This window comes from Cytobacillus oceanisediminis (assembly GCF_022811925.1).
GTDB classification, from domain to species: Bacteria; Bacillota; Bacilli; order Bacillales; family Cytobacillaceae; genus Cytobacillus; species Cytobacillus oceanisediminis_D.
On the sequence record NZ_CP065511.1, the window covers coordinates 675,327 to 700,316 of the forward strand.

23 protein-coding genes and 2 riboswitches are annotated in these 24,990 nt (G+C 43.5%); of the genes, 11 read left to right on the forward strand and 12 right to left on the reverse strand.

The genetic code is table 11. The features are described 5' to 3' along the window. Positions 1-140 precede the first annotated feature (140 nt). The 4 genes from IRB79_RS03440 to tenA all read left to right on the forward strand — a co-directional run bounded on the left by IRB79_RS03440 (position 141) and on the right by tenA (position 3,621). Positions 141-1,250 carry an alpha-hydroxy-acid oxidizing protein gene (locus tag IRB79_RS03440; RefSeq protein WP_243506736.1) on the forward strand — a complete coding sequence of 370 codons (1,110 nt, stop codon included), beginning with the start codon at positions 141-143 and terminating at the stop codon, positions 1,248-1,250. A gap of 109 nt (positions 1,251-1,359) precedes the next feature. Then, positions 1,360-1,743: a DUF302 domain-containing protein gene (locus IRB79_RS03445; protein WP_243506738.1), complete on the forward strand. Its 384-nt coding sequence runs from the start codon at positions 1,360-1,362 to the stop codon at positions 1,741-1,743. A gap of 69 nt (positions 1,744-1,812) precedes the next feature. Next, positions 1,813-1,929: riboswitch (TPP riboswitch) on the forward strand. Positions 1,930-2,040: 111 nt separating this feature from the next. Next, positions 2,041-2,529, forward strand: coding sequence for an energy coupling factor transporter S component ThiW (thiW, locus tag IRB79_RS03450; RefSeq protein ID WP_243506739.1), 489 nt, complete (start codon positions 2,041-2,043; stop codon positions 2,527-2,529). A gap of 241 nt (positions 2,530-2,770) precedes the next feature. Beyond that, a riboswitch (TPP riboswitch) is annotated at positions 2,771-2,872 on the forward strand. A 59-nt stretch (positions 2,873-2,931) separates the two neighbouring features. Continuing rightward, on the forward strand, positions 2,932-3,621 hold the full coding sequence (gene tenA, locus IRB79_RS03455; RefSeq protein WP_174751049.1) for a thiaminase II: 690 nt from the start codon (positions 2,932-2,934) through the stop codon (positions 3,619-3,621). A 158-nt stretch (positions 3,622-3,779) separates the two neighbouring features. Here tenA and IRB79_RS03460 read toward each other — a convergent pair whose 3' ends face one another. Next, entirely contained in the window at positions 3,780-4,487 is a 708-nt protein-coding gene (locus IRB79_RS03460) for a DUF1287 domain-containing protein (RefSeq protein ID WP_243506740.1), read from the reverse strand. A gap of 104 nt (positions 4,488-4,591) precedes the next feature. On the opposite strand from IRB79_RS03460, the gene IRB79_RS03465 reads away from it, so the two are divergent. Further along, positions 4,592-5,425 (forward strand): TIM barrel protein, encoded by an 834-nt coding sequence (locus tag IRB79_RS03465; protein ID WP_243506742.1) that lies wholly within the window; start codon positions 4,592-4,594, stop codon positions 5,423-5,425. A gap of 144 nt (positions 5,426-5,569) precedes the next feature. Here IRB79_RS03465 and IRB79_RS03470 read toward each other — a convergent pair whose 3' ends face one another. The 8 genes from IRB79_RS03470 to IRB79_RS03505 all read right to left on the reverse strand — a co-directional run bounded on the left by IRB79_RS03470 (position 5,570) and on the right by IRB79_RS03505 (position 13,201). After that, entirely contained in the window at positions 5,570-6,715 is a 1,146-nt protein-coding gene (locus IRB79_RS03470; RefSeq protein ID WP_243506743.1) for an MGDG synthase family glycosyltransferase, read from the reverse strand. Positions 6,716-6,731: 16 nt separating this feature from the next. Further along, positions 6,732-7,319 carry a DedA family protein gene (locus tag IRB79_RS03475; RefSeq protein WP_243506744.1) on the reverse strand — a complete coding sequence of 196 codons (588 nt, stop codon included), beginning with the start codon at positions 7,317-7,319 and terminating at the stop codon, positions 6,732-6,734. After that, positions 7,316-8,023 carry a polysaccharide deacetylase family protein gene (locus IRB79_RS03480; RefSeq protein ID WP_243506745.1) on the reverse strand — a complete coding sequence of 236 codons (708 nt, stop codon included), beginning with the start codon at positions 8,021-8,023 and terminating at the stop codon, positions 7,316-7,318. Before IRB79_RS03480 ends, IRB79_RS03475 begins: the two co-directional genes overlap by 4 nt. A 275-nt stretch (positions 8,024-8,298) precedes the next feature. Continuing rightward, on the reverse strand, positions 8,299-9,120 hold the full coding sequence (locus IRB79_RS03485) for a manganese catalase (RefSeq protein WP_243506746.1): 822 nt from the start codon (positions 9,118-9,120) through the stop codon (positions 8,299-8,301). Positions 9,121-9,271: 151 nt separating this feature from the next. Then, positions 9,272-10,279, reverse strand: a complete 1,008-nt coding sequence (locus tag IRB79_RS03490) for a FecCD family ABC transporter permease (protein WP_243506748.1) — start codon at positions 10,277-10,279, stop codon at positions 9,272-9,274. Next, positions 10,276-11,286, reverse strand: a complete 1,011-nt coding sequence (locus IRB79_RS03495) for a FecCD family ABC transporter permease (protein ID WP_243506749.1) — start codon at positions 11,284-11,286, stop codon at positions 10,276-10,278. Before IRB79_RS03495 ends, IRB79_RS03490 begins: the two co-directional genes overlap by 4 nt. Positions 11,287-11,478: 192 nt before the next feature. Beyond that, positions 11,479-12,405: an iron-hydroxamate ABC transporter substrate-binding protein gene (locus tag IRB79_RS03500; RefSeq protein WP_243506751.1), complete on the reverse strand. Its 927-nt coding sequence runs from the start codon at positions 12,403-12,405 to the stop codon at positions 11,479-11,481. Continuing rightward, entirely contained in the window at positions 12,356-13,201 is an 846-nt protein-coding gene (locus tag IRB79_RS03505; RefSeq protein WP_243506752.1) for an ABC transporter ATP-binding protein, read from the reverse strand. Before IRB79_RS03505 ends, IRB79_RS03500 begins: the two co-directional genes overlap by 50 nt. Before the next feature lie 210 nt (positions 13,202-13,411). Here IRB79_RS03505 and IRB79_RS03510 point away from each other — a divergent pair, with 210 nt between their 5' ends. Beyond that, positions 13,412-14,461, forward strand: coding sequence for an NAD(P)/FAD-dependent oxidoreductase (locus tag IRB79_RS03510; RefSeq protein ID WP_243506753.1), 1,050 nt, complete (start codon positions 13,412-13,414; stop codon positions 14,459-14,461). A gap of 177 nt (positions 14,462-14,638) precedes the next feature. On the opposite strand, the gene IRB79_RS03515 is transcribed toward IRB79_RS03510, so the two are convergent. After that, positions 14,639-15,853 (reverse strand): MFS transporter, encoded by a 1,215-nt coding sequence (locus tag IRB79_RS03515; RefSeq protein ID WP_243506754.1) that lies wholly within the window; start codon positions 15,851-15,853, stop codon positions 14,639-14,641. A 141-nt stretch (positions 15,854-15,994) separates the two neighbouring features. Here IRB79_RS03515 and IRB79_RS03520 point away from each other — a divergent pair, with 141 nt between their 5' ends. Further along, on the forward strand, positions 15,995-16,330 hold the full coding sequence (locus IRB79_RS03520) for an antibiotic biosynthesis monooxygenase family protein (protein WP_243506755.1): 336 nt from the start codon (positions 15,995-15,997) through the stop codon (positions 16,328-16,330). Positions 16,331-16,390: 60 nt separating this feature from the next. On the opposite strand, the gene IRB79_RS03525 is transcribed toward IRB79_RS03520, so the two are convergent. Continuing rightward, positions 16,391-17,422 carry a FecCD family ABC transporter permease gene (locus IRB79_RS03525; protein ID WP_243506758.1) on the reverse strand — a complete coding sequence of 344 codons (1,032 nt, stop codon included), beginning with the start codon at positions 17,420-17,422 and terminating at the stop codon, positions 16,391-16,393. Further along, a complete protein-coding gene (locus IRB79_RS03530; RefSeq protein ID WP_243506760.1) occupies positions 17,422-18,456 on the reverse strand; it encodes a FecCD family ABC transporter permease in 1,035 nt (344 codons plus the stop codon). Before IRB79_RS03530 ends, IRB79_RS03525 begins: the two co-directional genes overlap by 1 nt. A gap of 139 nt (positions 18,457-18,595) precedes the next feature. Between IRB79_RS03530 and IRB79_RS03535 the strand changes: the two genes are divergently transcribed. From IRB79_RS03535 to IRB79_RS03550, 4 genes are all read left to right on the forward strand, one after another. Further along, positions 18,596-20,143: a helix-turn-helix domain-containing protein gene (locus tag IRB79_RS03535; RefSeq protein ID WP_243506763.1), complete on the forward strand. Its 1,548-nt coding sequence runs from the start codon at positions 18,596-18,598 to the stop codon at positions 20,141-20,143. 167 nt (positions 20,144-20,310) lie between these two features. Further along, entirely contained in the window at positions 20,311-21,258 is a 948-nt protein-coding gene (locus tag IRB79_RS03540; RefSeq protein ID WP_243506764.1) for an ABC transporter substrate-binding protein, read from the forward strand. A gap of 139 nt (positions 21,259-21,397) precedes the next feature. Further along, entirely contained in the window at positions 21,398-23,224 is a 1,827-nt protein-coding gene (locus IRB79_RS03545; protein WP_243506765.1) for an IucA/IucC family protein, read from the forward strand. After that, positions 23,196-24,917 (forward strand): IucA/IucC family protein, encoded by a 1,722-nt coding sequence (locus IRB79_RS03550; protein ID WP_243506766.1) that lies wholly within the window; start codon positions 23,196-23,198, stop codon positions 24,915-24,917. Before IRB79_RS03545 ends, IRB79_RS03550 begins: the two co-directional genes overlap by 29 nt. Positions 24,918-24,990 lie beyond the last annotated feature (73 nt).

The window sequence follows — 24,990 nt, forward strand, 5'->3', positions numbered from 1 at the left end:
TTGTGAAATCCCTGCCTATCGCGGCTAATTTGTATAGGAAAGGCTGCATTATTGCGAATTTATGATTTTATTACATGGTTTCATAAAATCTAAAAAAGTGTTATTATTTTCAATAAATTCAAAAAAAGGCAGGGCTGAATATGGCAAAAGTAGAGAATATTAGTTTCGCAGAAAACTTTCCTATTTCATTTAAGGAACTGGAAGAAGAAGCAGAGAAAGTGATGGGAGCTGGCGGATTTGGCTATGTCCAATCAGGAGCCGGAGGAGAAGAAACGCTGAAAAAGAATATTGAATCCTTTGCAAAATACTCAATTGTACCGAGAATGCTGAGAGGTGTTTCAGTGCCGGATATAAGTGTGAATTTATTTGGAAAAACGTATCCTTATCCAGTTTTCCTGGCACCTATTGGAATGCAGCGCCTTGAACACAGTGAGGGAGAGCTTGCATCTGCACGGGCAGCAGCTTCGTTTGGAATACCTTTTATCCAGAGCACGGTATCCAGTTATTCCATTGAAGAAATCTCTAATGCAACAGGCGCGAGCCCAAAATGGTTCCAATTATATTGGTCCAATTATGAAGATGCTGCGTTCAGTATGGTGCGCCGAGCGCAGGAATCAGGATATGAAGCCATTGTGTTAACAGTTGATACAGTGATGATGGGATGGAGGGAAGCGGATCTAAGAAACAATTTTTCCCCGTTAAAGCTTGGCTATGGAAAAGCAAATTATGAGAGCGATTCTGTCTTTATGGCCTCTCTCCATGACGATGATGTAGTTCAGGGAATCCTTGATAATATCCATCATCCAACATTGAGCTGGGAGCATATTGCAAGGTTAAAAGAGAAAACAAGTCTGCCGATACTATTAAAGGGTATTCTCCATCCGGAAGATGCCAGGCAGGCCGTTGAAAAAGGGATAGACGGAATCATAGTATCTAATCATGGCGGCAGGCAGCTTGATGGGGTAATTGCGGCGATTGATGCGCTGGGACCGATCGTGAAGGAAGTCAAAGGACGAATTCCAGTATTGTTTGACAGTGGCATTCGCCGCGGTTCAGATGTTGTCAAAGCTCTGGCATTAGGAGCCGACGCAGTTTGCCTAGGACGGCCGTATGTGTACGGTTTGGCCATTGGCGGGCAGGCTGGGGTTGAAAAAGTGCTTGCCAACTTTATTGAAGAAACGAAAGTGTCGCTGTCTCTGGCAGGGGTGGGGAGCCTAAAAGAGCTGGCAGGTCTGCAGCTAATTCGATAGTTTTTCATCTTTTTAAAAAAAGCCTGGTCAGTTGACAGTTCAGACTGTGTTTACTAATATACCTATAGGGGTACATGATTAATATGCCGACATTAAAGGAGATGCAGTCATGTTCGATTACACAGTTGAAACCGAAAAATCGATTGAAGAAGCAATATCCTCACTTGAGGGAAGTCTGAAGGAAGAAAAGTTCGGAGTTTTATGGCAGTTTAACGTTCAGGAGAAGCTGCAGGAAAAAGGATTGGAATATAACGAGGCCTTCCATGTTTTAGAGGTATGTAATCCAAATGAAGCACATCGCGTTTTAACACAGAATAAAATGGCCGGCTACTTCCTGCCTTGTAAAATTGTTGTGTATGAAGATGAAGGCAAAACAAAAATTGGCATGCCCAAGCCGACAAGCATGATTGAACTAATCAAAAACGAATCTGTTCAAAGCTTCGCAGCAGAAATTGAAGAGCGCTTAATCGATTGCATCAAGAAAAGTATTTAAGCAAAAAGATTGATGACAGTGCCGGAATAGTTTGTTATGCTTGAGATAGCTTATCAAACTAAATATCTATTCAACTACTAGGGGTGCCCCGAATGTGCGGGCTGAGAGGAAAGCGCGTTATAGCTTTCTGACTCTTATGGACCTGATCTGGTTAATGCCAGCGGAGGGAAGTAGGATTTGACTATATGTCGATTCATATACTAAACCAAGCCAGGTCCTTATGGGAATCTGGCTTTTTTGTATACATACTTCTCATCCTGATAAGCAATCAGGCGCCCCTTTAGAAAGGAGGTTTAGATGAACAGAACCCGATTGTTAACTACGATGGCTTTATTTGTGGCAATTGGGACACTGGGATCCCATTTGATCTGGTTTCCGGCAGGTGTAGCCAAGGCCTATCCGGTCCAGCATGCGGTAAATGTATTGGCAGCGGTGACGCTTGGACCCCTGCCTGCAGCAGCCGTGGCTTTTATGATTGGCCTGCTTCGTAATTTGCTTGGATTCGGGACGCTGCTTGCGTTTCCAGGCGGCATGATGGGTGCGTTTTTGGCAGGTGTGCTTTATTTGAAGTTCGGCCGGAAAATATGGGCTGCTGTTGGTGAGGTGGTAGGTACCGGCATAATCGGTGCATTGTTTGCAGTCCCATACGCAAAGGTTCTCATGGGGAGCGCAGCTGGCGCATTCTTCTTTGTACCGCCATTCCTGGTCAGCAGCATTGCCGGTGCGGCCATAGGCTGGATGGTTTTGGCGAAGGTTAAAGAGAAGAATTTGGTTCAGAATATGTGATGATTTTGGGCTGGCGAAGCTAGTTGAGTAAGCAGATAAGCGGAGTGCAGCATAGCAATCTGACTTTATGAGCGATTTTCAAGAGTTATGGGCGAAATCCAAAAATTTATGAGCGATTTTCAAGAGTTATGGGCGAAATCCAAAAATTTATGAGCGATTTTCAAGAGTTATGGACGAAATCCAAAATTTATGAGTGAAAAACGACAAGTTAGACAATCGGTAAAAAAATTAAAAAATGTTAGAAAACTGCTAGGGGCGCTACGGCTGAGATAAGGAGCTTTTCCTTTGTCCCTTGGAACCTGATCTGGATAATGCCAGCGCAGGGAAGCGGTGAGGACCTCGTTATATATCCTCATGCTTTTTCCCCGGCAGCTTCTGAATTTAATAAGGAGGCTATTTTTTATGACTTTTTCAGAGATTCTGCGCAAGGAAAATGAAGATTTGTTTCAGCTGATATTTGAACATCCATTTGTTCAGGGTATCGGGAGAGGGGATGTGCCGAAAGAGGCGCTGGCCCATTACATTAAAGCGGACTTTGAGTATTTGAATGCGTTCATGCATATTTATGGGATTGCCATTTCAAAGTCAGCAGAGCGTAAGGATATTGCTTATTTTAATCAGCAAATAGAATTTGTATTGAACAGCGAAGTACATCCCCACCATAATTTTTGCCAGCAGATTGGCGTGGATTACGAAGCATTGCAGGGTTATCCGCTCCCGCCAACAGCTGATCATTATGTTAAGCATATGATGTATCATGCCCACACAGGCGGCATGGGTGAAATCCTTTCTGCATTATTGCCTTGTCCATGGACTTATTGGGAGATTGGGCTTGAGCTCATGAAGCAATATGAGCCTGATGAGAACCATCCGTTTTATCCATGGATCTCTTTTTATGCAAATTTAAGGGTCGAGGCTGTGACCATGAATATGAGAAACCGTTTGGATGAGCTTGCTGATGCGGCATCACCGGAAGAAAGGCAGCGAATGAAGGACGCTTTCCGAAAAAGCTGCCAGCTGGAGCTTGGCTTCTGGGAGATGGCTTATACCTGCGAAGAGTGGCCGGCGGGCAATCCGGCAGCAGTAAGATAAGAAAAGCGCAAGCGCCTCGCTCAAAAAGGAACGCAGACTAAGAACGCCACGTCCTGTGGCAACGTCTGCATGACCCACATCCTCCCAAAAGCTGTCGCTTTTGGTCGTGCGATGTTTTTATACTTTCTTATTTAATAAGAAAAACGCCTGCATCTGCTTTATGGCAGCGCAGGCGTTTTTTCAAAATCCCATCTGTAATGAGCGGTAATAGGAGTCTTAAAAGAAGATAGTTTTACTTCTGCTGCAAATGGTGTGGAGTTATGTATGACGTATGGAATGCCATCTTTCGTCCGTTTGTCAGATATAATTGCAACATGGTCGAATTTAGGAGAAAGGAAAACCAAGATGTCACCCGGCTGCCATTGCTGAAGGTTCTTAACATCTCCTGGAATCAGCTCTGTTGTTAATGACTTTGCAAAGCGGCTAAAAAAGACATTCTGGTTTGGCACCCTCCTGAAATCAATGTTCGGATCCGGCTTGCCCTTTACTCTTGAATACAAGTCGGTATTCTCGGCGATATCCTGATCAATAAGATCCTTTATGGTTACCTCAGCCCCCTGGAATCCCCTCCAAATCACATCTGTACAGACACCTTCGCCATCAGGCGGATAGCCTCCCACATAGTAGGCACTTTTATATGGCGTGCGCTGGTCCACTTCTTTTCTGGCTGTCAGAACCATATCAAGTGGATCGGCAATGCCGTTTTGATTTGAATCGGCCTGTGAATAATCAGAAGGCACTGCCATTTTCTTTGCCAAAGGATTTTCAAAATGAATGCTGATGGAATCCAGAATGATTCCACTTCGGAAAAAAAGAATGAATAATAACAGTACTCCGATTATGGAAGCCAACACTTTTTTAATCATAAAAGTCACCTCATGTATTTTAATGATTAGACGGTATTATTTTCCAATAAGTTGCATGGAGGTATGATAAGATTGTTATAAGAATACATAAGAGAGGGGATATCATGGCTCATCATATAGGGATATCGGGAAGTGTCATTTTGTCAGACAGCAAGCTGTTTCATGAACTTTTTAAAAGTCATTTGCCGCATATTGAGATAGGTGAATTTCAAGATGAGGAATCCTTTCATTACTTTATTGAAATGCTGGGCAAAACAAACAAAAGCTTTGGTCTTCATTCGCCTCTTTTCCGGGGACAAAGCAAATACGATCTGCTGGAAAAGATCAGTATGAATCCGGAGGAAGCCTGGTTTCAGTTTGAGGCGGAAGTGGAAAGGATGTCCCTGCTTGGAGCTGAATACATTTTGGTGCATTTCCCTTACTTTAAAAAAGAAACCAGTGGGAATCCGGCAGAGATCATTGAGGAGGGACTCAAGAAACTTAGTGCTCTTCAGAGAAAATATGGGATTATGATTGTGTGTGAACCTAAATTGGGATTTAAGCAATCGCCAGCAGGAATTCAATATCTTGACCGTTTTCCTGTAGAGGCATGGAGGAAATACGGACTCCGCCTTTGTGTTGATATCGGGGATTATATATTAGCCGCAGGGGAGAAGGCCATAAATTATATAGAAAAATGGTCCGAGTTTGTGAGAGTCGTTCATTTACATAATGTTGAATACCAGGGCGATAAATATATTTGGGTGCCTGTGCATCCATCTCATGAGAATGATGGCAGTCATCATAAAATTAAGAAGCTGATGGATTTTTTAGCAAAGGAATGTGAGGAAGTATTTTTTGTCATGGAGTACACTCCACACACGAACCCTCGGGAAGAGATGGTTGAGGAGGGGATCGGGTGGGTAAGAGCGCTGATTGAAGAAGGGCATGTACGTTAAGCAAAAGTTCTTATCTACTTCCTATACCTTAAGAGTAAATAATTAAATCAAACGTTTGATTGAAATGGAAAACAGCCTGGAGATTCCAGGCTGTAAATTATTTATCGGGGTCTTACTGCCACTAAAGCCCCGCTGATCGAAGTATCACTTTATAGTTGGGATGGCTCTTATGGAATGAACGGTTTCAGGCGTTTTTCTGCCGGTGCTTTTAATTGAAATGAAAATGGCATATTCCAATGGGCAAGTGACTTTTGCCAGATAGGCATCAATGTGTTTTCTTAGACTAAGTATAGCTTCTTCATTATTAAGCTGTTCAACAATTTGTTTGTTATTAATGACAGTCACCAGATTTTTGTCAAGCAAATAGTCCAAATTGATTTCCTCTTGCCCGGGGAGTGAGGTATGGACCAGAATCGGAAGTTTCTTTTGCAGTGCTTCGCTAATTGTAACTCCTCCTGGTTTGGTCAAAATAGCATCCGCTTTATTATATAGCTGGTTCATTTCATAAGGGTCATCAATATATCCAATGGGCTCGATCTGCTTTGAATCAAGTGCTTGGAGTGAGCTATATAATTCGTCATTATTTCCGCAAAGAATCAGAAATCGAATATGGGGAACCTTTTGCATAGCTTCAAGAAAATCACAGTTTACTAAGCCGCTGTTTCCTCCTGCAACCAGGATATGGCGTATCCGGTTATCTTTCTTAAATGGAACCGGGAGGTGATAGGCAGAATGAACCGGAATCCCTGTTACAAAAATTTGCTCATCAGGAATATGGTGCTTTCTGATAAGCTTTTCCTTCGCCTCGGGATGAGGAACGAAATGAAAATCAATTCCCCGTTTTCCCCATATATCATTTATAAAAAAATCCGTGTAAACATTCACCGCAGTAATGTCCCGGTATCGTCCCTTTTGCTTTAGTGAACTGATGATTCCAGATGGAAAAGAATGAGTGCAAAATATTAAATCCGGATTTTCTTCATCAAGGAACTTCTGCATTTTTCTTTCAAAATAATAGGATAGAACCTGTAAATCAGGCTGCAATTTAAAAGGATGCTGCTTATACATAATGGTGTAATATAATGCCCTGTAAAGGAAAGGGGCTTCCAGGAAACCTTTTAAATATATACCTGAGACCAGCTTTTCAAGGTTATCACTGCAATAGGAAAGAAAGTCGATTATTTTGATTTCCGCATCAGGATATTGGCTTTGAATATGGTCCTGAAGTGTTTTGGCAACTTTTGAATGTCCCGTGGGGAATTGAAATAATGGGAGCAGGAGAACTTTCATAATACCCTCCTTTCTTTTACTTGAATTTATTTTTTGCGTATTTAAAGAGCATGTAGATTACGAATACAACTAATAACACAATCCCTAGATATGGCACATATTCAGGATTTATATCAAATAAGCTTCCTGCAAAGTATCCCGCAGCAATTATAGGAAGCACCCAGCTAAGAGAGCCTGCTGCAGAATATAGAAGGTACTGATGAAAAGGGACTTTTGAAATGCCGGCAAAGTAAGGGCTTATCTGACGTATTCCCGGCATATAAAAACCTGCAAAGATCATGAAACGATGATTTTCCATGTATTTTTTCTGGGCGGTATTCCATCTCTTTTCCGTGATCCCAATATATCTGCCATATTTTTTGAGAAAGGGCGTACCTGCTTTTTTTCCGATCCAATAGGCTGAAAGCATTCCAAGCAGCACACCTGCTTCTGCACAGACAGCAGATTCGGCAAAGCTTAATTTGTGATTTCCAATTAACACGCCAATCAGGAATAATAGCGATTCTTCCGGAGCAGGAATGCCGACAATCCCGAAAAATAAAAATAAAAAGATGATCCAGTAACCGTAGGACGAAATAAATTCAATAATTGTTTCAGTACTCATATGCGATGCCCCTGATATCCATCTTTTAAAGAAACAAAATGGATCCCTTTTAGTGCTGCCTGCTGCAAATACTGGTCCAGATGGCCAATCATATATTCAGGTGCACTGGAGTCAGCGCCAAGAGTTTCACCGCTGTCGTGGAGAAGAAAAATCCGGCCAGGTACGGTTTCTCTTGCTAACGACTCTGTAAGGGTGTCCCTGATTTGTTTGATCTTCCAATCCTTGAAAATGCCCGACCACATAATAATCTTATACTTCCTTGCCATCCAGAGGGTAAATAAATTGAAGTGGCCCCATGGCGGACGATAGAAATAGACTTCTTCATTAATCGTTTCTTCAATAACTTGTTTTGTTTGCTCCAGCTGTTTTTTTAAAGATCCCGGTGAAAGGATCCAGCTTGAGATATGCCGATAATGATGGATGCCAATTGTATGCCCTTCTGCCTGCATCCTTTTAAGCAGCAATGGATGTTTGGCTGCTTTTTCCCCGACAATGAAAAAGGCTGCCTTAGCTTCATGCTTTTTTAAGACATCCAGAAGCCTTGCGGTATACTGGGGATCAGGACCATCATCAAAGGTTAAAGCAATGGAATGTGGTTCCGTTATTTCTTTTACAATTCCCCAATTCAGCGAACGTATGAGTAAAGTGGGAAGAACTGCATAAATGATAAATATAATAATCACTGCGGTAAAAAAATAGATCATGCAAACTAAGTCCTTTCGAGCGGGTGAATCACTTATTTTCATTCCCCTTTTATAGTGAGGATAACCTTAATGTTCAGAGTGAATGTAAGGATAATAAAATTTAGATTTATAAACATCCAAAATTAAAACTGAGATTACTTTATCATATAAAAAACTTGAAGGAAGTCAATGCAGAGGGTGGATATAAAAGAGGAAAACGATGTCCAGTTCAATCAAACGTTTGATTGAACTAACAAAACAAGCTGATGCTTCAGCCTGTTTTGTTAAATCTATTGTTAATCCATCGGCAATGTATTATGAAGGCTTGGAGGTGCAGGCTTGAGCATAGGCTTGTCTCCTTCAGGCTTCGGATTGCTTACATATTTGTATTCTCCCTGGCCATCAAGAGCAGGGCCCTGCGCCCATCTGCCTGTGCTGCTTTCTTCGCCTGCTGAAAGGTTGTAGAGTGTGTAAGAGATATCTGTGCGTTCTTTTTCACGAGGGAAGGTGCTAGGGACAAGCAGGCCTTCTTTTTCTTCAAGCTCTGCAATCGCAGCAGCCCATTGGTTTTGATGGTAGGCGTCTCTGGCAATCAGAACTGAAAGCAGATCTTTAATACCCTTATCATCAGTCATTTCATAGAGACGTGCAGCCTGCAGCCGGCCCTGCGACTCTGCATTTAAGTTTGAGCGGAAATCTGCTAATAAGTTTCCGCTGGCTGTAATATAAGTACCCATCCAAGGGTTCCCTACACTGTCAGTCGGACGTGCACCCAATCCGGAGACGATGGCATGCTGCGGGTTCATTTCGCCCATAATCGATCCTACCACTGGATCCTTTGCTGCTTCTTCCTGCTGATTAACAGGGGCGTCGTCCATTAGTCTGGCAACCATTGTTGCGAGCATTTCCACATGTCCAATTTCTTCAGTCCCAATATCCAGCAGAAGGTCGCGATACTTTTCATTTCCACGAGTTGCCCAGCCCTGAAACATGTACTGCATGGCAACCGTCATTTCACCATATTGGCCGCCAATCAATTCCTGAAGCTTTTTGGCAAAAACGGGATCCGGTCGTTCCGGCTTTGCTTCAAATTGCAATTCTTTTACATGAAAAAACATCTAAATTCCTCCTATGCTATAGTTTTCCAAATATACATTGTTTCTATTGCCCTGAAAAAAGTATGAAGAAACATGGCTTTGAGAAATTAGTATATTAATATTACATTTCAAAAAGAAAAAAAGACGTGCGAACACACGTCTTTTGAATCGGCTACTTTTTTAACAGTAAATACATGAAATATGGAGCACCGATCAGCGCAACCATTATGCCGGCTGGCAGGCCGTCCGGATCTACGAGGTTCCGGCCAAGCGTGTCGGCGAATAAGAGAAGCCATCCTCCTAAAAGAATAGCGATTGGAATGAAAAGCTGATTCCGCGGTCCAACAAGCGCTTTAGCCATGTGCGGTGCAATTAAGCCGATAAAGGCGATTCCGCCGGTTACAGACACAGCTGAAGCGGCCAATGCAACGGCTGTAAGGAGAAGGGTGATCCGTTCTTTTTCAATGGATACCCCTATTCCAATGGCGACAGGCTCGCTTAGGCTTAATAGATTTAAGCGATTTGCTTTATATAAAGTAAATGGAATAAGCAGAAGAAGCCAGGGGAGGAGTGCCCAGATGAACGGCCAATCCGTTCCCCAGATATTCCCTGATAGCCATTTAGCTATGAAATCGACTTTCTCTCTTTCCGCTGAAGAAATCAGGACAATCATGACACCGGAAAGCGCCATGGAAAATCCGACCCCAATCAGCACCATCTTTACAGGCTGAAGCCCCTCGCTTTTTTTATAGGAAAAAGCATAGATGAGGATTGCAGTAAGTAAAGCGCCGAAAAATGCGCATAAAGGCAGCATGTATATGAATGTGCCAGCTTCAATCGGGAAGAACAGAAAGAATACCGCTATAGCAACCCCGGCACCGGAGTTTATGCCAATGATGCCTGGATCCGCCAGGTCATTGCGTGTAATCCCTTGTAAAATGGCACCGGATAATGCAAGTGCCATGCCGGCCAAGACGGTGATAAATACCCGCGGCAGGCGAATAGAAAATAACACAAATTCTTCTTTAAATGTGCCCTGTCCCATAATAGTCGGGATCAATCGGTCATATGAAAGGGAGGCATAGCCTAATCCCATTCCAATCACAATGGTAACAATAATAAGTGCTGATAAAACGGCCATTAAAATTCGCTGTTTTTTTACTAACTCTGGCTGAATCATGAGAACGCCTTACCTCCTTTATGAACAATAAACAGGAAGAAAGGAAGCCCCATAACGGCGATAATGGCCGCTGCCGGTGTTTCGTAAGGAGCGTTGATGGTTCTCCCGAGTGTATCGGCCAGAAGCATAAAAGCAGCTCCTGTGAGTGCGGACATGGGAAGAATAAAACGGTAGTCGGTACCTACAATAGCACGGACAATATGAGGCACCATCAGCCCTAGAAAAGCCATATTGCCGACCAGTGCAACCGATGCGCCAGCAAGCAGGGTCACTAAGATGAAAAGGATGGTCTTAACCTGAGTTGTATTTTGCCCCAGACCCACAGCTACTTCCTCATTTAGGCTTAAAATAGTCAGCTGCTTGGACAGAAAAAGCGAAACAAGAATACCGATGGAAATAACCGGGACAATCACTTGCAGCTGGCTCCAGGATGTGCCGATGATTCCGCCTGCAGTCCACATGCTGACTTCTTTTGAAATTTTAAAGTAGATGCCAACTCCTTCGGCTATTGCGAAAAGGAAGGCAGAAACCGCGGCTCCGGCCAATACGATCCGAATAGGAGAAAAACCTCCTTTTTTCATGGCGCCTATGCCGAAAACCAGCCCTGCTCCGACAGCTGCACCGATAAAACAGGCGAACAGAATCCCTATGTAATTAGCTGAGGGAATGAGCACAAGAGTTAATGCAAGTGAGGCATTTGCTCCGGCCGTTAATCCGAGCAGGCCTGGATCGGCGAGAGGGTTTCTTGTCATTCCCTGCATAATGGCCCCGGAAATGCTAAGCGCAGCTCCAACGAAGATCGCAGCAATTTCACGCGGCAGACGGATTTCACGAATAATTGAAATTTTTTCTCCGGAAGCATTGGAAGTAAGCGCCAGCCAAACATCTCTGACCGTGACATCCGCAGCTCCAAACACACACGCAGCCACAAACATGCCGGAAAAGATAACAAAGCCTGCAGCGAGTTTATAGATAAATGGAATGAAGGGTTGAGCATCTTTTGTCATTGTACTCTCATCTTTCTTTATGGGATCGGAATCAGAACTGCCTTAAACTTCGAAAACTGCCTAGCTCCAGCTGACATGCGGGAGCCTTCCGCTTCTAAAAGTAACAGAATTTATTCAATTCGTGGGCAAGGCGCTTCCGCATTTCTAAATAGGAAAGAGGAATTCTTAATTTTAAGAATCCCTCCTGCGGTATTACTTTCCTAAAAATGATTCTTTAAAGAATTCCAGCTGTGCATCAAGTGTAATTGGATCACTAAAGGAAGCACCATTGCCTTCCATTTCAAAGACTCGATCATTTTTTACAGCAGGGATATTTTTGTACGTATCAGTTTCCTGGAACGAATGGTCAGCTTCAGCGTATTTGCTCAATACAATGTAATCTCCGGCATACTCTGGAAGGACTTCTGTAGAAATAGCGTAATAGCCATCTTTTAGAGCCATTTCCTTAACTTTTTCAGGCATTTTTAAGTCCATTGCCTGGTACAGGATTTCTGTTCCGCGAGCCCAGTTATCGCCAAACACATAAAGCTGTTTATCAAAGATTTCAAATACAGAAACGGTTGCATCTTCTCCAATTTTTGCACGGATGTCTTCACCAGCTGTTTCGGCACGCTGTTTGAAGTCGGCCACCCATTTCTTTGCTTCTTCTTCTTTATTAAGAAGCTTGCCGATTTCTTCATGCTGTGACAGATAATCTAATTTGCCCCATGTATAAGTTACAGTTGGTGCAATTTCCTTAAGTTTATCGTAGTTTTTTACAGTAGATAATGCAATAATCAAGTCTGGTTCTAATTCAATTATTTTTTCAAGGTTATCTTCAGATACTTCTTCAGCATCTTTCAATTCTTCTTCAAAACGAGGGTTATTCTTGGACCATGTGTCCACACCGACGATATTTACGCCTAATTGCATTACATTTCCTGTAAAGCCGGAAAGGAGGACAACTCTCTTAGGATCAGCTGGGACTTCAACCGGTCCAGTTTCAGATTCATAAGTAAAGGTGCCTGATTTTTTGTCTTCTTTTGGTTCTGCTTCTTTGGATTCTCCTTGCTCTGTATTGCCGCAGGCGCTAATAAGCAGAAGCAGCAAGATCGTAAACGGGATCAATAGTTTCTTCATGTTGATTTTCTCCTTTTAATAAATTATAAGTAATACACATTGGCTTGTTAGTGCGGGGGTCGCGTCCGATGACTGCATCAATATTGAACACTTTCCTTAAGACATCCTGTGTAATGACTTCCTCATAGCTTCCTGATTTAACAATTTCACCATCTTTTAATGCAACGATATGGTCAGCAAAACGGGCTGCCTGGTTTAAATCATGAAGGACCATCACAATGGTGCGCTCCTGTTCCTGGTTCAGCTTTTGGAGAAGTTCAAGAACTTCAAGCTGATGGGCCATATCCAAGTAAGTGGTCGGTTCATCAAGGAAAATGATGTCTGTTTCCTGTGCAAGAGCCATTGCGATCCAGACTCTCTGGCGCTGGCCGCCGGAAAGGGCGTCAACCGGGCGAAATTTGAAATCCATTGTTCCAGTAACATCAAGAGCCCAATCAATAACTTCATAGTCCTTTTTCGTTAATCTGCCAAAGCCTTTCTGATAAGGAAAGCGTCCGTATGAGACCAGTTCGCCAACTGTTAAACCGCTTGCACTTTCGGGTGTTTGCGGCAAAATCGCCATTTTCTTAGCTAGGATCTTTGTATTTTCCTTTGAAATGTTTTCGCCATCCAAAATGACAGTGCCTGATTGATGAGAAATTATTCGTGTAATCGCTTTTAAAAGGGTTGATTTTCCGCAGCCATTCGGGCCGATTATGGTAGTGATCTTTTTATCGGGAATCTGGACACTAAGGTCTTTCACAATCAAGCGTTCACTATATCCAATGTTCAAGCCATCTGTATATAGGCGGACCATTATGTAACCTCCGTTTAGTTGAGAATATATTCTAGTGATAATGATTATCAGTATCGGTTCTTTTTTACTATAAGTCTATCTGATTTTTATGTCAATAGTATTTAAAGGAAAGTATTCAGAAAAAAATTTCATTGTCAAAGGAGAAGAAAGGTCGTATAGTTGAAGTGAGAATGATAATCAATAGTAATTGGTTATAGGAGTGAACGGTAAATGAAAAATGCTGAAGTGTTTGATGTGACGGTCATTGGAGGCGGACCTGCGGGTCTTTATTCCACTTTCTACAGCGGATTAAGGAAAATGAAAACAAAGCTGATTGAGTTTCAGCCGATGCTGGGTGGTAAAATTCATGTATATCCGGAGAAAATGATCTGGGATGTGGGCGGCCTGACTCCGACTCCGGGAGCTAAGCTGATCGAACAGCTGGTGGAGCAGGGACTAACGTTTAATCCAACAGTTGTTCTTAATGAAAAAGTAGAATCCATTGCCAAAAATGATGATGGTCTATTTGTCTTAAAAGGCTCTTCTGGAGAAGAGCACTATTCAAAAACCGTCATTGTCGCAGTTGGCAGCGGAATTCTAAAGCCGCAGAAACTGAAGATAGAAGGGGCAGAGCGTTTTGAAGTTTCCAATCTGAATTATACAGTCAAATCGCTTAAACATTTTAAGGATAAGACTGTAATTGTTTCCGGCGGAGGAAACTCTGCAGTAGACTGGGCAAATGAATTGGAGCCAGTTGCCAAGCAGGTATACATTACTTGCAGGAGAGATGCTTTGACTGGACATGAAGCTCAGGTTTCACAGCTGATGAATAGCTCGGTTATCTGCATTAACCATACGTCCATCACAAAATTAATTGCCGGCGGAAATCACGAGGAAATTGAACAGGTGGAATTGACCAATAATGAAACGGGCGAAGTTTCTTATCTGCAGATTGATGAAGTAGTAATTAATCATGGATATGAACAGGATACGGAACTCTTAAAAAATAGCAATCTGAATATTGAAATGCTCGAAGACTTCTATATTGCAGGCAATGCAAACAGCGAAACGTCAGTTGAAGGGCTATATGCTGCAGGGGATATCCTAAAGCATGACGGCAAACTTCACTTAATTGCCGGGGCATTCCAGGATGCTGCCAATGCAGTAAACAAAGCGAAGCAGTACATTGAACCGGATGCTGCCGCAGCTGCGATGGTTTCTTCTCATAATGATGTCTTTAAAAAACGGAATCGGGAATTGGTGAAGCAGCTGGTGCACTAGGGTAAAATGGCTAAGCGCACATAAATTTTTTTATGCGCACATAAAATTGGGTTATGCGCACAGAAAAAATTTTATCCGCATATAAAACAAGGCTATCCGCACAAAAACTGAAAAAACGCCTGGAATTAAGGCGAAATAGCAGCGAAAAACCGGCCCACACGATGTGGACCGGTTTTCTTACGTACTGATCTTTTCTTTTACCTGAACCTCTGTCCTTATTTGCTTGAATTTAGCAAAGAATGCTGCCGTCATGATCAGCGACAGTATTCCAAAGATCACGACCATTATCTGAAGGCCGACTGCATCCAGCAGGAATCCTGTCAGAAGCAGGACAATCTGAAAAGTCACACGGTCAAGCATGTTTCGGAAGGAGAAGAATCTTCCGTGAAATTCCTTTGGCACTCTTGTTTGAAAAATGGTGGCGGCAGTCGGGAAGAAACAGCCGACGGCAAACCCAAAAATGAAGAAAGCCAAGATAGATAGAACAGGCACATCCGCAAAGTACAGAAGCAGCTGTGATAGGCCGATGATGAAGGAGAAGAAAAACAGGATCGCATAAGGAGAACGTTTTTGGCTGATTCGTTTGACAATAAACGCGCCAAGCATGAAACCGAGTCCTTCTGCCGTATAGATCAAGCCTTTAATGGATGAGCTGTCCTGAAGCTCACTGATATTAATGACCATTAAGTTAAATCCGCCAAGGAACAGAAGCGGAACCAAGGTTAGGATCAATGTCATAAACACAATGGGCAGACCTTGAATAATCGGGAATACTTCCTTGAATCCTCCGCTGCCTCTGCTTGAGTTTCTTCCTGTGCTTTCCTTTGAGAAGGATTCTTCAAAATCCATAAAAAAGGTGATTATAAAGAGAATCAGATAAGCGACAAGCGAAGCGATGTAAAGCATTGATAATGGCAAGATAACTAACAAAACGCCAGCTAAAGCAGTACCTAATATTCTCGAAAGGGTGGACACATTCATATGGACTCCATTCAGCTGCAGCAGGTCCTTATCTTCCACAACCAGCGGAATGGCAGCCTGCAGAGCTGGAAAATAGAAGGCTGCCGAAATTTGCAGGAATACCAGAAAAATAACCATCCACCAGACTGACCCGGTTTGTATGGCTATTAACATAAAAACAACGCTCAATGCCCGGGCGAAGCCAGATGCCAGCATGACCGTCTTCTTGCTGATTTGGTCAGTTATTCTTCCTGCCCATGGTCCAACAGCAATTCCAGCCAGCAATCCGCCTGCCAAAATAAGCGACTTTAGAAAATCTGAAGGAACCTTTTCCTGCATAAATTCGAGATTCCCTATTATACCGAGCCACAAGCCCAGCCCTGCTATAAACTCCCCAGTTAATAAAATCCATACATTTTTATTTTTCCACATAATTGAGCCTCATTTTCTGATTAGTTCGATAATCTAAACATACTATAAATTAATAAAATAATGAATCTATTTTTTAAAATAGTTGAAAATGAAAATCGTTATCAATTATAATAACAGAAAAGAAGCAGGGGAGGAACAGGTATGTTTATTCAATTAAAAACGATTACGGTGAAAGAAGGCCATTCCAATAATTTAGTCGAGCGCTTTGCAGGGGAAGGAATAATCGAAGAACAGCCTGGATTCATTGATTTGAATGTTTTAAAGAAGAAACAGCGCAGCGGGGATGAAGAAGTGGCAGTCATGATTCGCTGGGAATCGGAAGAAGCCTGGAAGGTGTGGGAAACAAGTGATGTACATATTGCTGGGCACAAGGCAAACCGCGGCAAACCGAAGCCGGAATATATTATTGATAGCCGTCAGGATGTCTATCATTCATTGGGCCGGAAGCAATACCGTGAGCCAGCAGAAATTAAATAATTGCAATGCCCATTCATAAAGGGATTTTTGAATGGGCATTTTTTATGTGATTGATATCTATTAAGCTTTCAATCCCGTTCCTTTCCGGGTGAGAAGCATGAAAATCAGATAGGGAGCTCCAATGACTGAGATGACGATACCAACCGGTATATCAGCAGGCGCAAGCAGATTTTTCCCTATCATATCTGCAATGAGAACAAGCGCTGCGCCTATTAGTGCAGATAAAGGCAAATTGCTGAAGTAGTTGGGGCCGCAAAGGCGTCGTGCCAGATGTGGCGCCAGGAGTCCAATGAAAGCAATTCCGCCGCCAGCTGCTACACATGCTCCGGCAAGAGCCGCTGAAAGACAGAGAAGCAGCCGGCGTTCGGATTCGACTTTTAAGCCGAGTGCAACAGAAACTTCCTTTTTGAATTGAAGGATATTCATTGTTCTTGCTTTTATAAAGGCGATCGGCATCAGAACAAGAATCCAGGGAAGGAGTGCCCATACATACGGCCACTGAATACCCCAGATGCTGCCAGTCAGCCAAATGGCAGCCTGCTGAAAATCCTTTGGATCCATTTTCAGCTGCAGGATCAGCAGCAAGGCACCGCATAGTGCATTAAATCCAAGGCCAACGAGGAGAAGCCGTTCCGGGTCTATTCCGCCTTTCCACGAAAATCGGTAGATCAGAGCTGCAATGGCAAGTGCTCCGGCGAAAGCAAATACGGGAAGGAAGAACGGTTTAGCCATAAGGCTTCCACCCGATTGCCCGAACAGGTAGATTGAGAGAACAACTGCTAAACCGGCACCGGCATTAATGCCGAGAATGCCGGGATCAGCCAGGGAATTCCGGGATAGTCCCTGAAGGATGCTGCCGGAAAGAGCAAGGCCTGCTCCGATTAGAAGGGCAATGATCATTCTTGGCAATCTTAGCTGAAGCAGCACGAGCTCCTGCTTCGGAGTGCCGCTGCCTGAGAGAACAGCCATAATTTCATTCATTCCGACTGGCATCACTCCAGTCGAGAGACTAAGGACAAAAGTGACCAGGATAAGGAATATAAAGGCTGCCATCCAGCCCCGCGATTGGAGTAAAGCCTGTTTCCAATCCATTACATATACCCCCTTTTCCTTCTGGACAAATATAAGAAAAATGGAACACCGATTAGTGCAGTTACAGCACTGACAGGAGTCTCAAACGGCGGGTTGATCATCCGTGCCCCGATATCTGCCAATACAAGAAGCAAGGAACCCGCAATGGCACTAAGCGGGATGAGCGAGCGGTAGTCAGATCCAATCAATAGCCTGACTATATGGGGAACCACCAGTCCGATAAAGCCTATAGCTCCTGCAATGGAAACGGCCGCCCCGGATAATAGTATAACTGCTGCAAGCCCAATCCAGCGGACTTTCTGCTGAGATTGACCAAGCCCTGCAGCCACTTCTTCTCCGAGGGTTAGGATTGTCAGGGAGCGGCTGATCCAAAGGGACAGGAGCAAGCCTAAAAAAACGGCGGGAAGCAAAATATACACATGGCGCCATTGTGTTCCTGAAAGACCTCCCGCAAACCAGAAGCTCAGGTCCTGGGCAGTCTGAAAGTAAAGGGCGAGGCCAGTTGAAAGAGCGCTGAACAGGGTGCTTAATGCTGCGCCTGCCAGTGTCAAAGTGACAGGTGATATCCGCTCTTTTGAAAGCATGGAGAAAGATAATACAAGCAAGGCTCCAGCAGCGGAACCTGCAAATGACCAGATGAGCAGAACCCAGTATGATCCGCCGGAAAGAAAGGCAAGTGCAATTGCGATGGCCAGGCCCGCTCCATGTGTAATGCCGATTATGGAGGGATCTGCCAGCGGGTTGCGTGTAATTCCCTGCATAATGGTGCCGGCTACAGCCAGTGCTGCGCCAATAAGTGCCCCGGTCAACGCCCGGGGAAGCCTGACTTCTCTGATAAGCTGATGTTCAATTTGGCCTCCCTGAAAGGAGACAAATGACTCCCACACCACGGAAGGGGGAATCCAGATTGCGCCCAGCCCAATCGATGCAAGCAGCCCGATAAGCACCAGCACAATTCCTGCCAGGCCCCATTTAATAGATTTTTGGTGTACAGGCCGCATGTGCTCTGTTATGTCAGCTTCAGTTCTGGGCATTACATTCAGTCCTTTTCTATGTAAATTTTAAGTGAAAATGATAATCGTTATCGTTCTAAATAATCGTAATTAATCTACTATCCTTTCACAGCTTTTGTCAATTCTTATTTAAGGAAAAAGAAGGGAGTATTTTTTGTATATGCTGAGCGGCAAACAATTTGGACCGTATAAAATTGCAGTATCAAGCTTAAGAGAGGGATTGTCGAAAACCATCAATGAAAATCGCAATGATTTTACACTTATTTATATTTCATCGGGGAGAGGCACAATCGAAACTCAAAACCGCCAGCTGAAGATAGAGGCGGGGAAAAGCAGCTTTTTCTCGGAGTGTGGCATAATTACCTCCGCATCAGCAGACCTGTTAACGGTTTATATACTCACCTGGGCAAAGGATAAAGATGTGCTTTCCAGATTTCTTTCCGGGATACTGGCTAATCAGGAGCCACCAAAGATGGTGCCCTTGTGGGATGAGCTGAGGAAATGGAACAAAGAAAAATCTATTTCTGCTGAGTGCCGATTTCAGTCCCAGCTGTGGAATATGATGTCTATTCTGACAGACAAGACAGAAGTAGACGGGATTGAAGAGGCAGTGGACCTGATCAGAAATAATCTGTCCCAGCCGGTTACTGTGGCAGAGCTGGCATCTAAAGCAAACATGAGCCCAGTTTCGTTTACCAGGGCCTTTCGGAAACGAACCGGGATGGCGCCGAAGGAATTCCTAAATGGAGAAAGAATGAGAGCAGCCAAACAGCTGATGCTGCAGAAGAAAGGGATTACGGCAAAAGAAGTGGCCCTGCAAATCGGAATGCAGGATGAATTTTATTTCAGCCGTCTTTTTAAAATGAAAGCAGGCTTGCCGCCATCTGTATTTATGAAAAGGGCTAATGAAAGAATTGCGGTGGTCAGTCAGCTCTTTTTGCAGGACCATCTCCTTTCGCTGGGTGTACAGCCTGTTGCAGCGCCATCCTATCCAACTGTTTATCCTGCCAGCAATGGAGTGCCGAGCTATCTTCAAAAAGAATTGGAGGGCACCATGCTCCTTAATGCAGAAAAGCCTTTTCAGCCAGAGGATATTCTCTTAACTCAGCCTGATCGAATCATAAAGACGCCTTTACATAATTATCAGCTCCAAAATGTGCTTCTCTCACAGCAGGAGAAGGTCCATCATATACAGCTGCAGCCGGACTGGCGGCAGTATCTTTACGAAATTGCTTCTATGGTAGGATGTACAAGCCGGGCAGAATGCATAGAAAAAGACATCCACTGCCTTGAATGTAAAGTAAGGGATAAGCTATGTCCATTAACGAAAAAAGGCAGATGGGCAGTCATTTGGATCCGGCCGGAGGAAATCCGTCTTTACGGACAGGGCGGGCATGCTCTGCTCAATCTGTTCTTTCAGAATTTGGGTTTTGAGCCTCATCCTGATTTGTATTTTGAAGGATATCGGATTGCAGACCTGAAGGATGTGGCTGATCTCAATCCTGATAAGCTTCTCATCTTATGGAGTCATGAAAGAGATGTTTGGAGAGCTGCTCATACTCCTGAATGGAATAAGATCCGTGCTGTCCAAACAGGTGAAGTATACTATCCTGACAGCCATGAGTGGGATCCTTGGGGACCGCTTGGGAGAAAGAAAATGCTTGAGGTATTTCCGGACGATTTGCTGAGAGCAAAACTTAAGGCTTAATTAATGCGAACAAGGGTCCAGCTGTTTTTTCAGCTGGACCCTATTTTTAGTGGAAAGTAAGTTTGTACGTTTTGTCCATGTAAGAAGTTGTAAAAGTCCATGTTAAGCTAATGTGATAATGATTATCATTGAGAATGAATTTCATTATTGCTTAGGAGGAATTATCCATGAAGAAGTTTTGTGCTCCATGGAGCATTGTTTTCATGTTATTTTTATTAATTTTAACAGGATGCGGTAAAGGTGAAGAGGCCTCTACAGAAGCAGCTGAAAAGAAAGAGAAAGAACAGACAGAGGAAACCAGAACGGTTGAACATCTTTTCGGAAAAGCAGAAGTGCCCGCAGAACCGAAAAAAGTAGTTTTGCTTTCACATGTTTCCTGGGAAGGATCGCTTGTATCAGTAGGGGTAAAGCCTTATGCGGTAATGGCATACGATAATGAGTTCCCGCCGCATTTAACGAAGGAGCTTGAAGGTGTTAAGGCGCTCCCATATGCCGATGAAATTAATTCAGAAGAAATTGTGAAGCTTGATCCGGATCTTCTTATCATCAGTGATCGCTATAAGCCTCTCTATGATCAGCTTTCTGAAACCATCCCAACAGTTGTTGTTGAAGTTGGCGGTGACTGGAAGGAAGATCACCTGAAAGTTGCAGAAGCTGTAGGCAAGCTTGACGAAGGAAAGAAAGTTATTGAAGACCTGGAGAAGGAAGCAGAGGATATCGGAAAACGTGTCCGTGAAAAAACAGGAGAAGAAACTTTCATGGCAGTGGCAATCAATAAAAAAGATATTCGTGTTTTTGGACTGACAAACCACGCAACCAACTCATTATTATTTGATGATCTTAAATTAACTCCAGCTGAAAACCTTCCAGAGGATTTTGGCGAGAATATCTCAATTGAAGGGTTAGCAAAATATAATCCTGACAATATAATTGACCTTACTTTCTTTAACAGCGGTGAATTTTACGATTCAGTCACTCAGGGTGAAGTTTGGAAAAGCCTGAAGGCTGTTCAGAATGACAACGTACATACTCTGTCCACTACTTGGGGATTCTGGGATCCGATTGAGCGCCAAAAAGGTTTGAAAGAAATTGAATCGCTTCTATTAAGCGAATAATTTAAGGAGGGAGGCCGGGATTTGCACCCGTCCTCTCCATTATCTTGATTCTTTTCATGGAAAAGAATCAAATTTTTTAACTGTTATTGAGAATGGTTATCAATTACTAGGTCTAAAGACTCGGTGAAAGGATGGAATTATGCATCATTCAGCCAAACAAATTGCAGAAAATGCAACGTTTCAAGCTTTTATTAATAGTTATTTGCGGGAAGTGGACAGCGGGCATTGGATGGAAAGCAGGGAGTGGATTCAGGAACAGCAGCTATCCATCCCTCTTTCAGGGGAGTCGGTAGCAGAAATAGAATTATCTGGTCAGTCCGTTAAATTCGCTGTCGAAGTCCTTTACCGTTCACGAACAGGAAGACATGTAATCGGTCATGCACTTAAATATTGTTCTAATCGGCGGGAATGGATTCATCAGGATAGACTGCCGATGATGATTACACTTATCCATGAGATGCATTTAATGGCCAAAGCTAATGGCTGTCATGAACTTGCATCCCATTTTGATGAACTTGTGCTGAGGGTGATTGAGAGCTACCAAACAATGGCGGCATATATTGAAGCGAGAATGAATGATGAGGACAGCCTGTATTCCGAAGATTGTACTTTCATTGAAGCAGAGCAATCGCTCCTGTTTGGGCACTGGCTTCACCCTACACCGAAAAGCAGGCAAGGAATGACTGGATGGCAGCAGCCAAGCTACGCGCCAGAATTAAAGGGGCAGTTTCAGCTCCATTATTTCCAAATTGACCGGGAGATGGTAAAAGAATCCTCTAATGACCAGGAAACTGCAAGTCAAATTATCCTTCAATCGATAAGAAAATCAATGCCGCACCTTACTGTTCCGGAAAAGGAATGCCTCATTCCAATGCACCCTCTTCAGGCCCAATGGCTTTTGCAGCAGGAGTATGTCAGAGAGGCAATAGAGAAGAACCTTATAAAGGACCTTGGCAGTATGGGGCCTGATTATTCAGCTACTTCTTCCATCAGGACTGTTTACAATCCTGAAGAGGAGTGGATGTATAAGTTTTCGGTCCCGGTAAAAATCACAAATTCGCTAAGGAAGAATCGCTTCCATGAGTTAAGGGCAGGCACCGTCATGGCGGAGTTAATAAAGAAAATCCGATTTACAGAAAAACATCCGGTTTTCCGGATGATTGATGATCCAGCCTATATTACTGCCATATTTCCTGGTCAGAAGGAATCAGGCTTTGAAGTTATACTGCGATCTAATCCATTTCAGGAAAAAAAACAGAAGAGAGTAACTTCCATTGCGGCATTGGTTCAGGATCCTTTGCCTGGCATTCGTTCAAGGCTGCACCGAACCATTGAGAGGATAGCCTTGGGAGAATCTCGTAATATCCGGGATGTCAGCATGGACTGGTTCCGGAAATATTGGAAATGTGCAATGGAGCCTCTCATCCGTTTATATGATGAACATGGGCTGGCGTTAGAGGCTCATCAGCAGAATAGCGTTTTGGACCTTTCTTCCGGATACCCGGAAACTTATTTTTACCGGGATAATCAAGGATATTATCTATCAAATCTCCATAGAGAGAACCTTTGCAAACTGCTGCCTGAATTGGAAGAATGCCCGGAGCTCTTCTATGAGGATGCTCTCATTCAGGAAAGATTTACGTATTATCTGTTTATGAATCAGCTTTTTTCAGTCATTTCAAGACTTGGGCAGGATGGTCTCATCAGTGAGGACCGTTTAATCCAATGGTGTCGAAACCAGCTTTGCTCTCTGGAAAAAGAGCTGTCTGGACAGGGGAAAGATTTCATTCGGCATGTTCTTCAATCTGAGAAATTATCGTATAAAGCCAATCTTTTAACCCGCTTTCATGATGTTGATGAGCTGATGGCAAAGAACGAACAAGCGGTTTACACTTATTTGCCAAATCCATTGGCCACCATGAAGAAGGAGGAAACCTATGCTGAAGCTGCATCCGCCATTGTCTAAAACTTTTGAGAGAAGAGTAATCAGGCAGCTCATGGAGGCCATCATTTTTGAAGGATTAATGGATTATGCCAAGTCGGCTGACCGGCCAGAAGATCTGCACTTACATTTTACGATTTTCGGAAACGAGCGAACATACTGCTGTGAGGGGAAAATTGCTTCGTTTGACCGTGTTCGTTTAATAGAAGGAAGCATTCGCTCCGTCCACCATGATGGCTCGCGAACAGAAACCACCATTGAGGAATTGGCTGAAGACCTTATTGCAGATCCGAAAAAAAGGAGTCAGCTTATTAATGAGCTGGAACAAACCATTCTGCTGAGTGAGTGGAATGAAACTCATCTATTGCATTATATTTCCAGGAGAAATTTCAGCTATGAAGAACTGGAATCAGAGATATGGGAAGGGCATCCCTACCACCCCTGCTATAAGGCGAGAAGCGGATTTACACTTGGGGATCATGCGGCATATGGGCCGGAAGCAAGGCAGTTCTTCGAGCTGCAATGGGCAGCTGTCAGACGTATGAATGCCAGAATAGAATTGCTGGAAGATGAAAAAAGCTTCTGGGAGCGGGAACTTGGCCCTTCAATGTTTGGGCAATTGCTTGCTGAATTGCAGCATATCGGCAAAACCTTTGAAGACTACACATTTCTGCCCATTCACCCCTGGCAGGTGAAGTTTGCAAATGCTGATGCAGATATAGTGCTTCTGGGAAGCAGCGGAGATTTTTATCGGTCAACACAGTCCGTCCGTACTCTATGGAATATGACAAATCCAGAAAAAGCTCATGTGAAACTATCGATGAATATGGTGAACACTTCATCGCTAAGAACTTTGGACACACACGCTGTTTGTGCCGCACCCCATATTTCCAAATGGATAGCAGATACAGTGAAAGGAGATCCATTTTTAAAAGATGAAGCTTCTTTGGTCATTCTTAAGGAATACGCAGGGATTGCTTATCAACCTGGGGAGGAAGAACCTTGCGCAAAGCTCGGAGCTATATGGAGAGAGAGCATCCGGCTTTATATGGAAGAAGATGAAGCGGCGGTGCCTTGTACGGCTTTGCCATTAATGGAGAGGGACGGATTTCTGTTTATTGACGAATGGCTGAAGCGCTATGGAATTGAAAAATGGCTGAAAAGGCTTGTGGAAGTATGTGTGGTTCCTGTCTGGCATTTGCTGTCCGCGCATGGAATTGCTGTTGAGGCGCATGCCCAGAATATGATACTTCTTCATAAGGACGGCTGGCCAACACGTGTCGCACTGAGAGATTTTCATGACAGCGTTGAGTATTGCGATGACTTTTTGGCGGAGCCAAGCCGTATTCCAGACTTTGCGGGCATTCATGACCAATTTAAAAAAGGCAGGGAAGATCAGTATTATTGGATGTCTTCTATTGAATCGCTTAGAGAACTGGCAATGGATACATTATTTGTTTTTCATCTGTCTGAACTGTCCTATGTACTTGAAGAGCAATATGGCTTCAGCGAGCAGCAATTTTGGAAGCTGACAGGAGAAGCTTTAACGGAGCACCTGAGCTGTTATCCGGAATTGATATTCCGAAATTATCTGCTGCAGCATACTGCACCGGTAATTTATGCGGAGTCACTGCTGAAGAGAAAAGTTCAAAAAGAAGAGGCAGGCGGTTTTCGCCATTATGTCAAAAACTCTTTATCGCAGTCTAACGGGCAGTAAGACTCCCTCTTTAAGACTTAGAGGAATCGAAGGGTGATAATTGGGAGTCCAACTGCCCGTAAAGGCCCGAAAG

Bases quoted from the DNA above. Each gene is read 5' to 3' on its own strand.
- IRB79_RS03440 (WP_243506736.1), top strand. From the start codon at position 141: ATGGCAAAAGTAGAGAATATTAGTTTCGCAGAAAACTTTCCTATTTCA.
- IRB79_RS03445 (WP_243506738.1), top strand. From the start codon at position 1,360: ATGTTCGATTACACAGTTGAAACCGAAAAATCGATTGAAGAAGCAATA.
- thiW (WP_243506739.1), top strand. From the start codon at position 2,041: ATGAACAGAACCCGATTGTTAACTACGATGGCTTTATTTGTGGCAATT.
- tenA (WP_174751049.1), top strand. From the start codon at position 2,932: ATGACTTTTTCAGAGATTCTGCGCAAGGAAAATGAAGATTTGTTTCAG.
- IRB79_RS03460 (WP_243506740.1), bottom strand. From the start codon at position 4,487: ATGATTAAAAAAGTGTTGGCTTCCATAATCGGAGTACTGTTATTATTC.
- IRB79_RS03465 (WP_243506742.1), top strand. From the start codon at position 4,592: ATGGCTCATCATATAGGGATATCGGGAAGTGTCATTTTGTCAGACAGC.
- IRB79_RS03470 (WP_243506743.1), bottom strand. From the start codon at position 6,715: ATGAAAGTTCTCCTGCTCCCATTATTTCAATTCCCCACGGGACATTCA.
- IRB79_RS03475 (WP_243506744.1), bottom strand. From the start codon at position 7,319: ATGAGTACTGAAACAATTATTGAATTTATTTCGTCCTACGGTTACTGG.
- IRB79_RS03480 (WP_243506745.1), bottom strand. From the start codon at position 8,023: ATGATCTATTTTTTTACCGCAGTGATTATTATATTTATCATTTATGCA.
- IRB79_RS03485 (WP_243506746.1), bottom strand. From the start codon at position 9,120: ATGTTTTTTCATGTAAAAGAATTGCAATTTGAAGCAAAGCCGGAACGA.
- IRB79_RS03490 (WP_243506748.1), bottom strand. From the start codon at position 10,279: ATGATTCAGCCAGAGTTAGTAAAAAAACAGCGAATTTTAATGGCCGTT.
- IRB79_RS03495 (WP_243506749.1), bottom strand. From the start codon at position 11,286: ATGACAAAAGATGCTCAACCCTTCATTCCATTTATCTATAAACTCGCT.
- IRB79_RS03500 (WP_243506751.1), bottom strand. From the start codon at position 12,405: ATGAAGAAACTATTGATCCCGTTTACGATCTTGCTGCTTCTGCTTATT.
- IRB79_RS03505 (WP_243506752.1), bottom strand. From the start codon at position 13,201: ATGGTCCGCCTATATACAGATGGCTTGAACATTGGATATAGTGAACGC.
- IRB79_RS03510 (WP_243506753.1), top strand. From the start codon at position 13,412: ATGAAAAATGCTGAAGTGTTTGATGTGACGGTCATTGGAGGCGGACCT.
- IRB79_RS03515 (WP_243506754.1), bottom strand. From the start codon at position 15,853: ATGTGGAAAAATAAAAATGTATGGATTTTATTAACTGGGGAGTTTATA.
- IRB79_RS03520 (WP_243506755.1), top strand. From the start codon at position 15,995: ATGTTTATTCAATTAAAAACGATTACGGTGAAAGAAGGCCATTCCAAT.
- IRB79_RS03525 (WP_243506758.1), bottom strand. From the start codon at position 17,422: ATGGATTGGAAACAGGCTTTACTCCAATCGCGGGGCTGGATGGCAGCC.
- IRB79_RS03530 (WP_243506760.1), bottom strand. From the start codon at position 18,456: ATGCCCAGAACTGAAGCTGACATAACAGAGCACATGCGGCCTGTACAC.
- IRB79_RS03535 (WP_243506763.1), top strand. From the start codon at position 18,596: ATGCTGAGCGGCAAACAATTTGGACCGTATAAAATTGCAGTATCAAGC.
- IRB79_RS03540 (WP_243506764.1), top strand. From the start codon at position 20,311: ATGAAGAAGTTTTGTGCTCCATGGAGCATTGTTTTCATGTTATTTTTA.
- IRB79_RS03545 (WP_243506765.1), top strand. From the start codon at position 21,398: ATGCATCATTCAGCCAAACAAATTGCAGAAAATGCAACGTTTCAAGCT.
- IRB79_RS03550 (WP_243506766.1), top strand. From the start codon at position 23,196: ATGCTGAAGCTGCATCCGCCATTGTCTAAAACTTTTGAGAGAAGAGTA.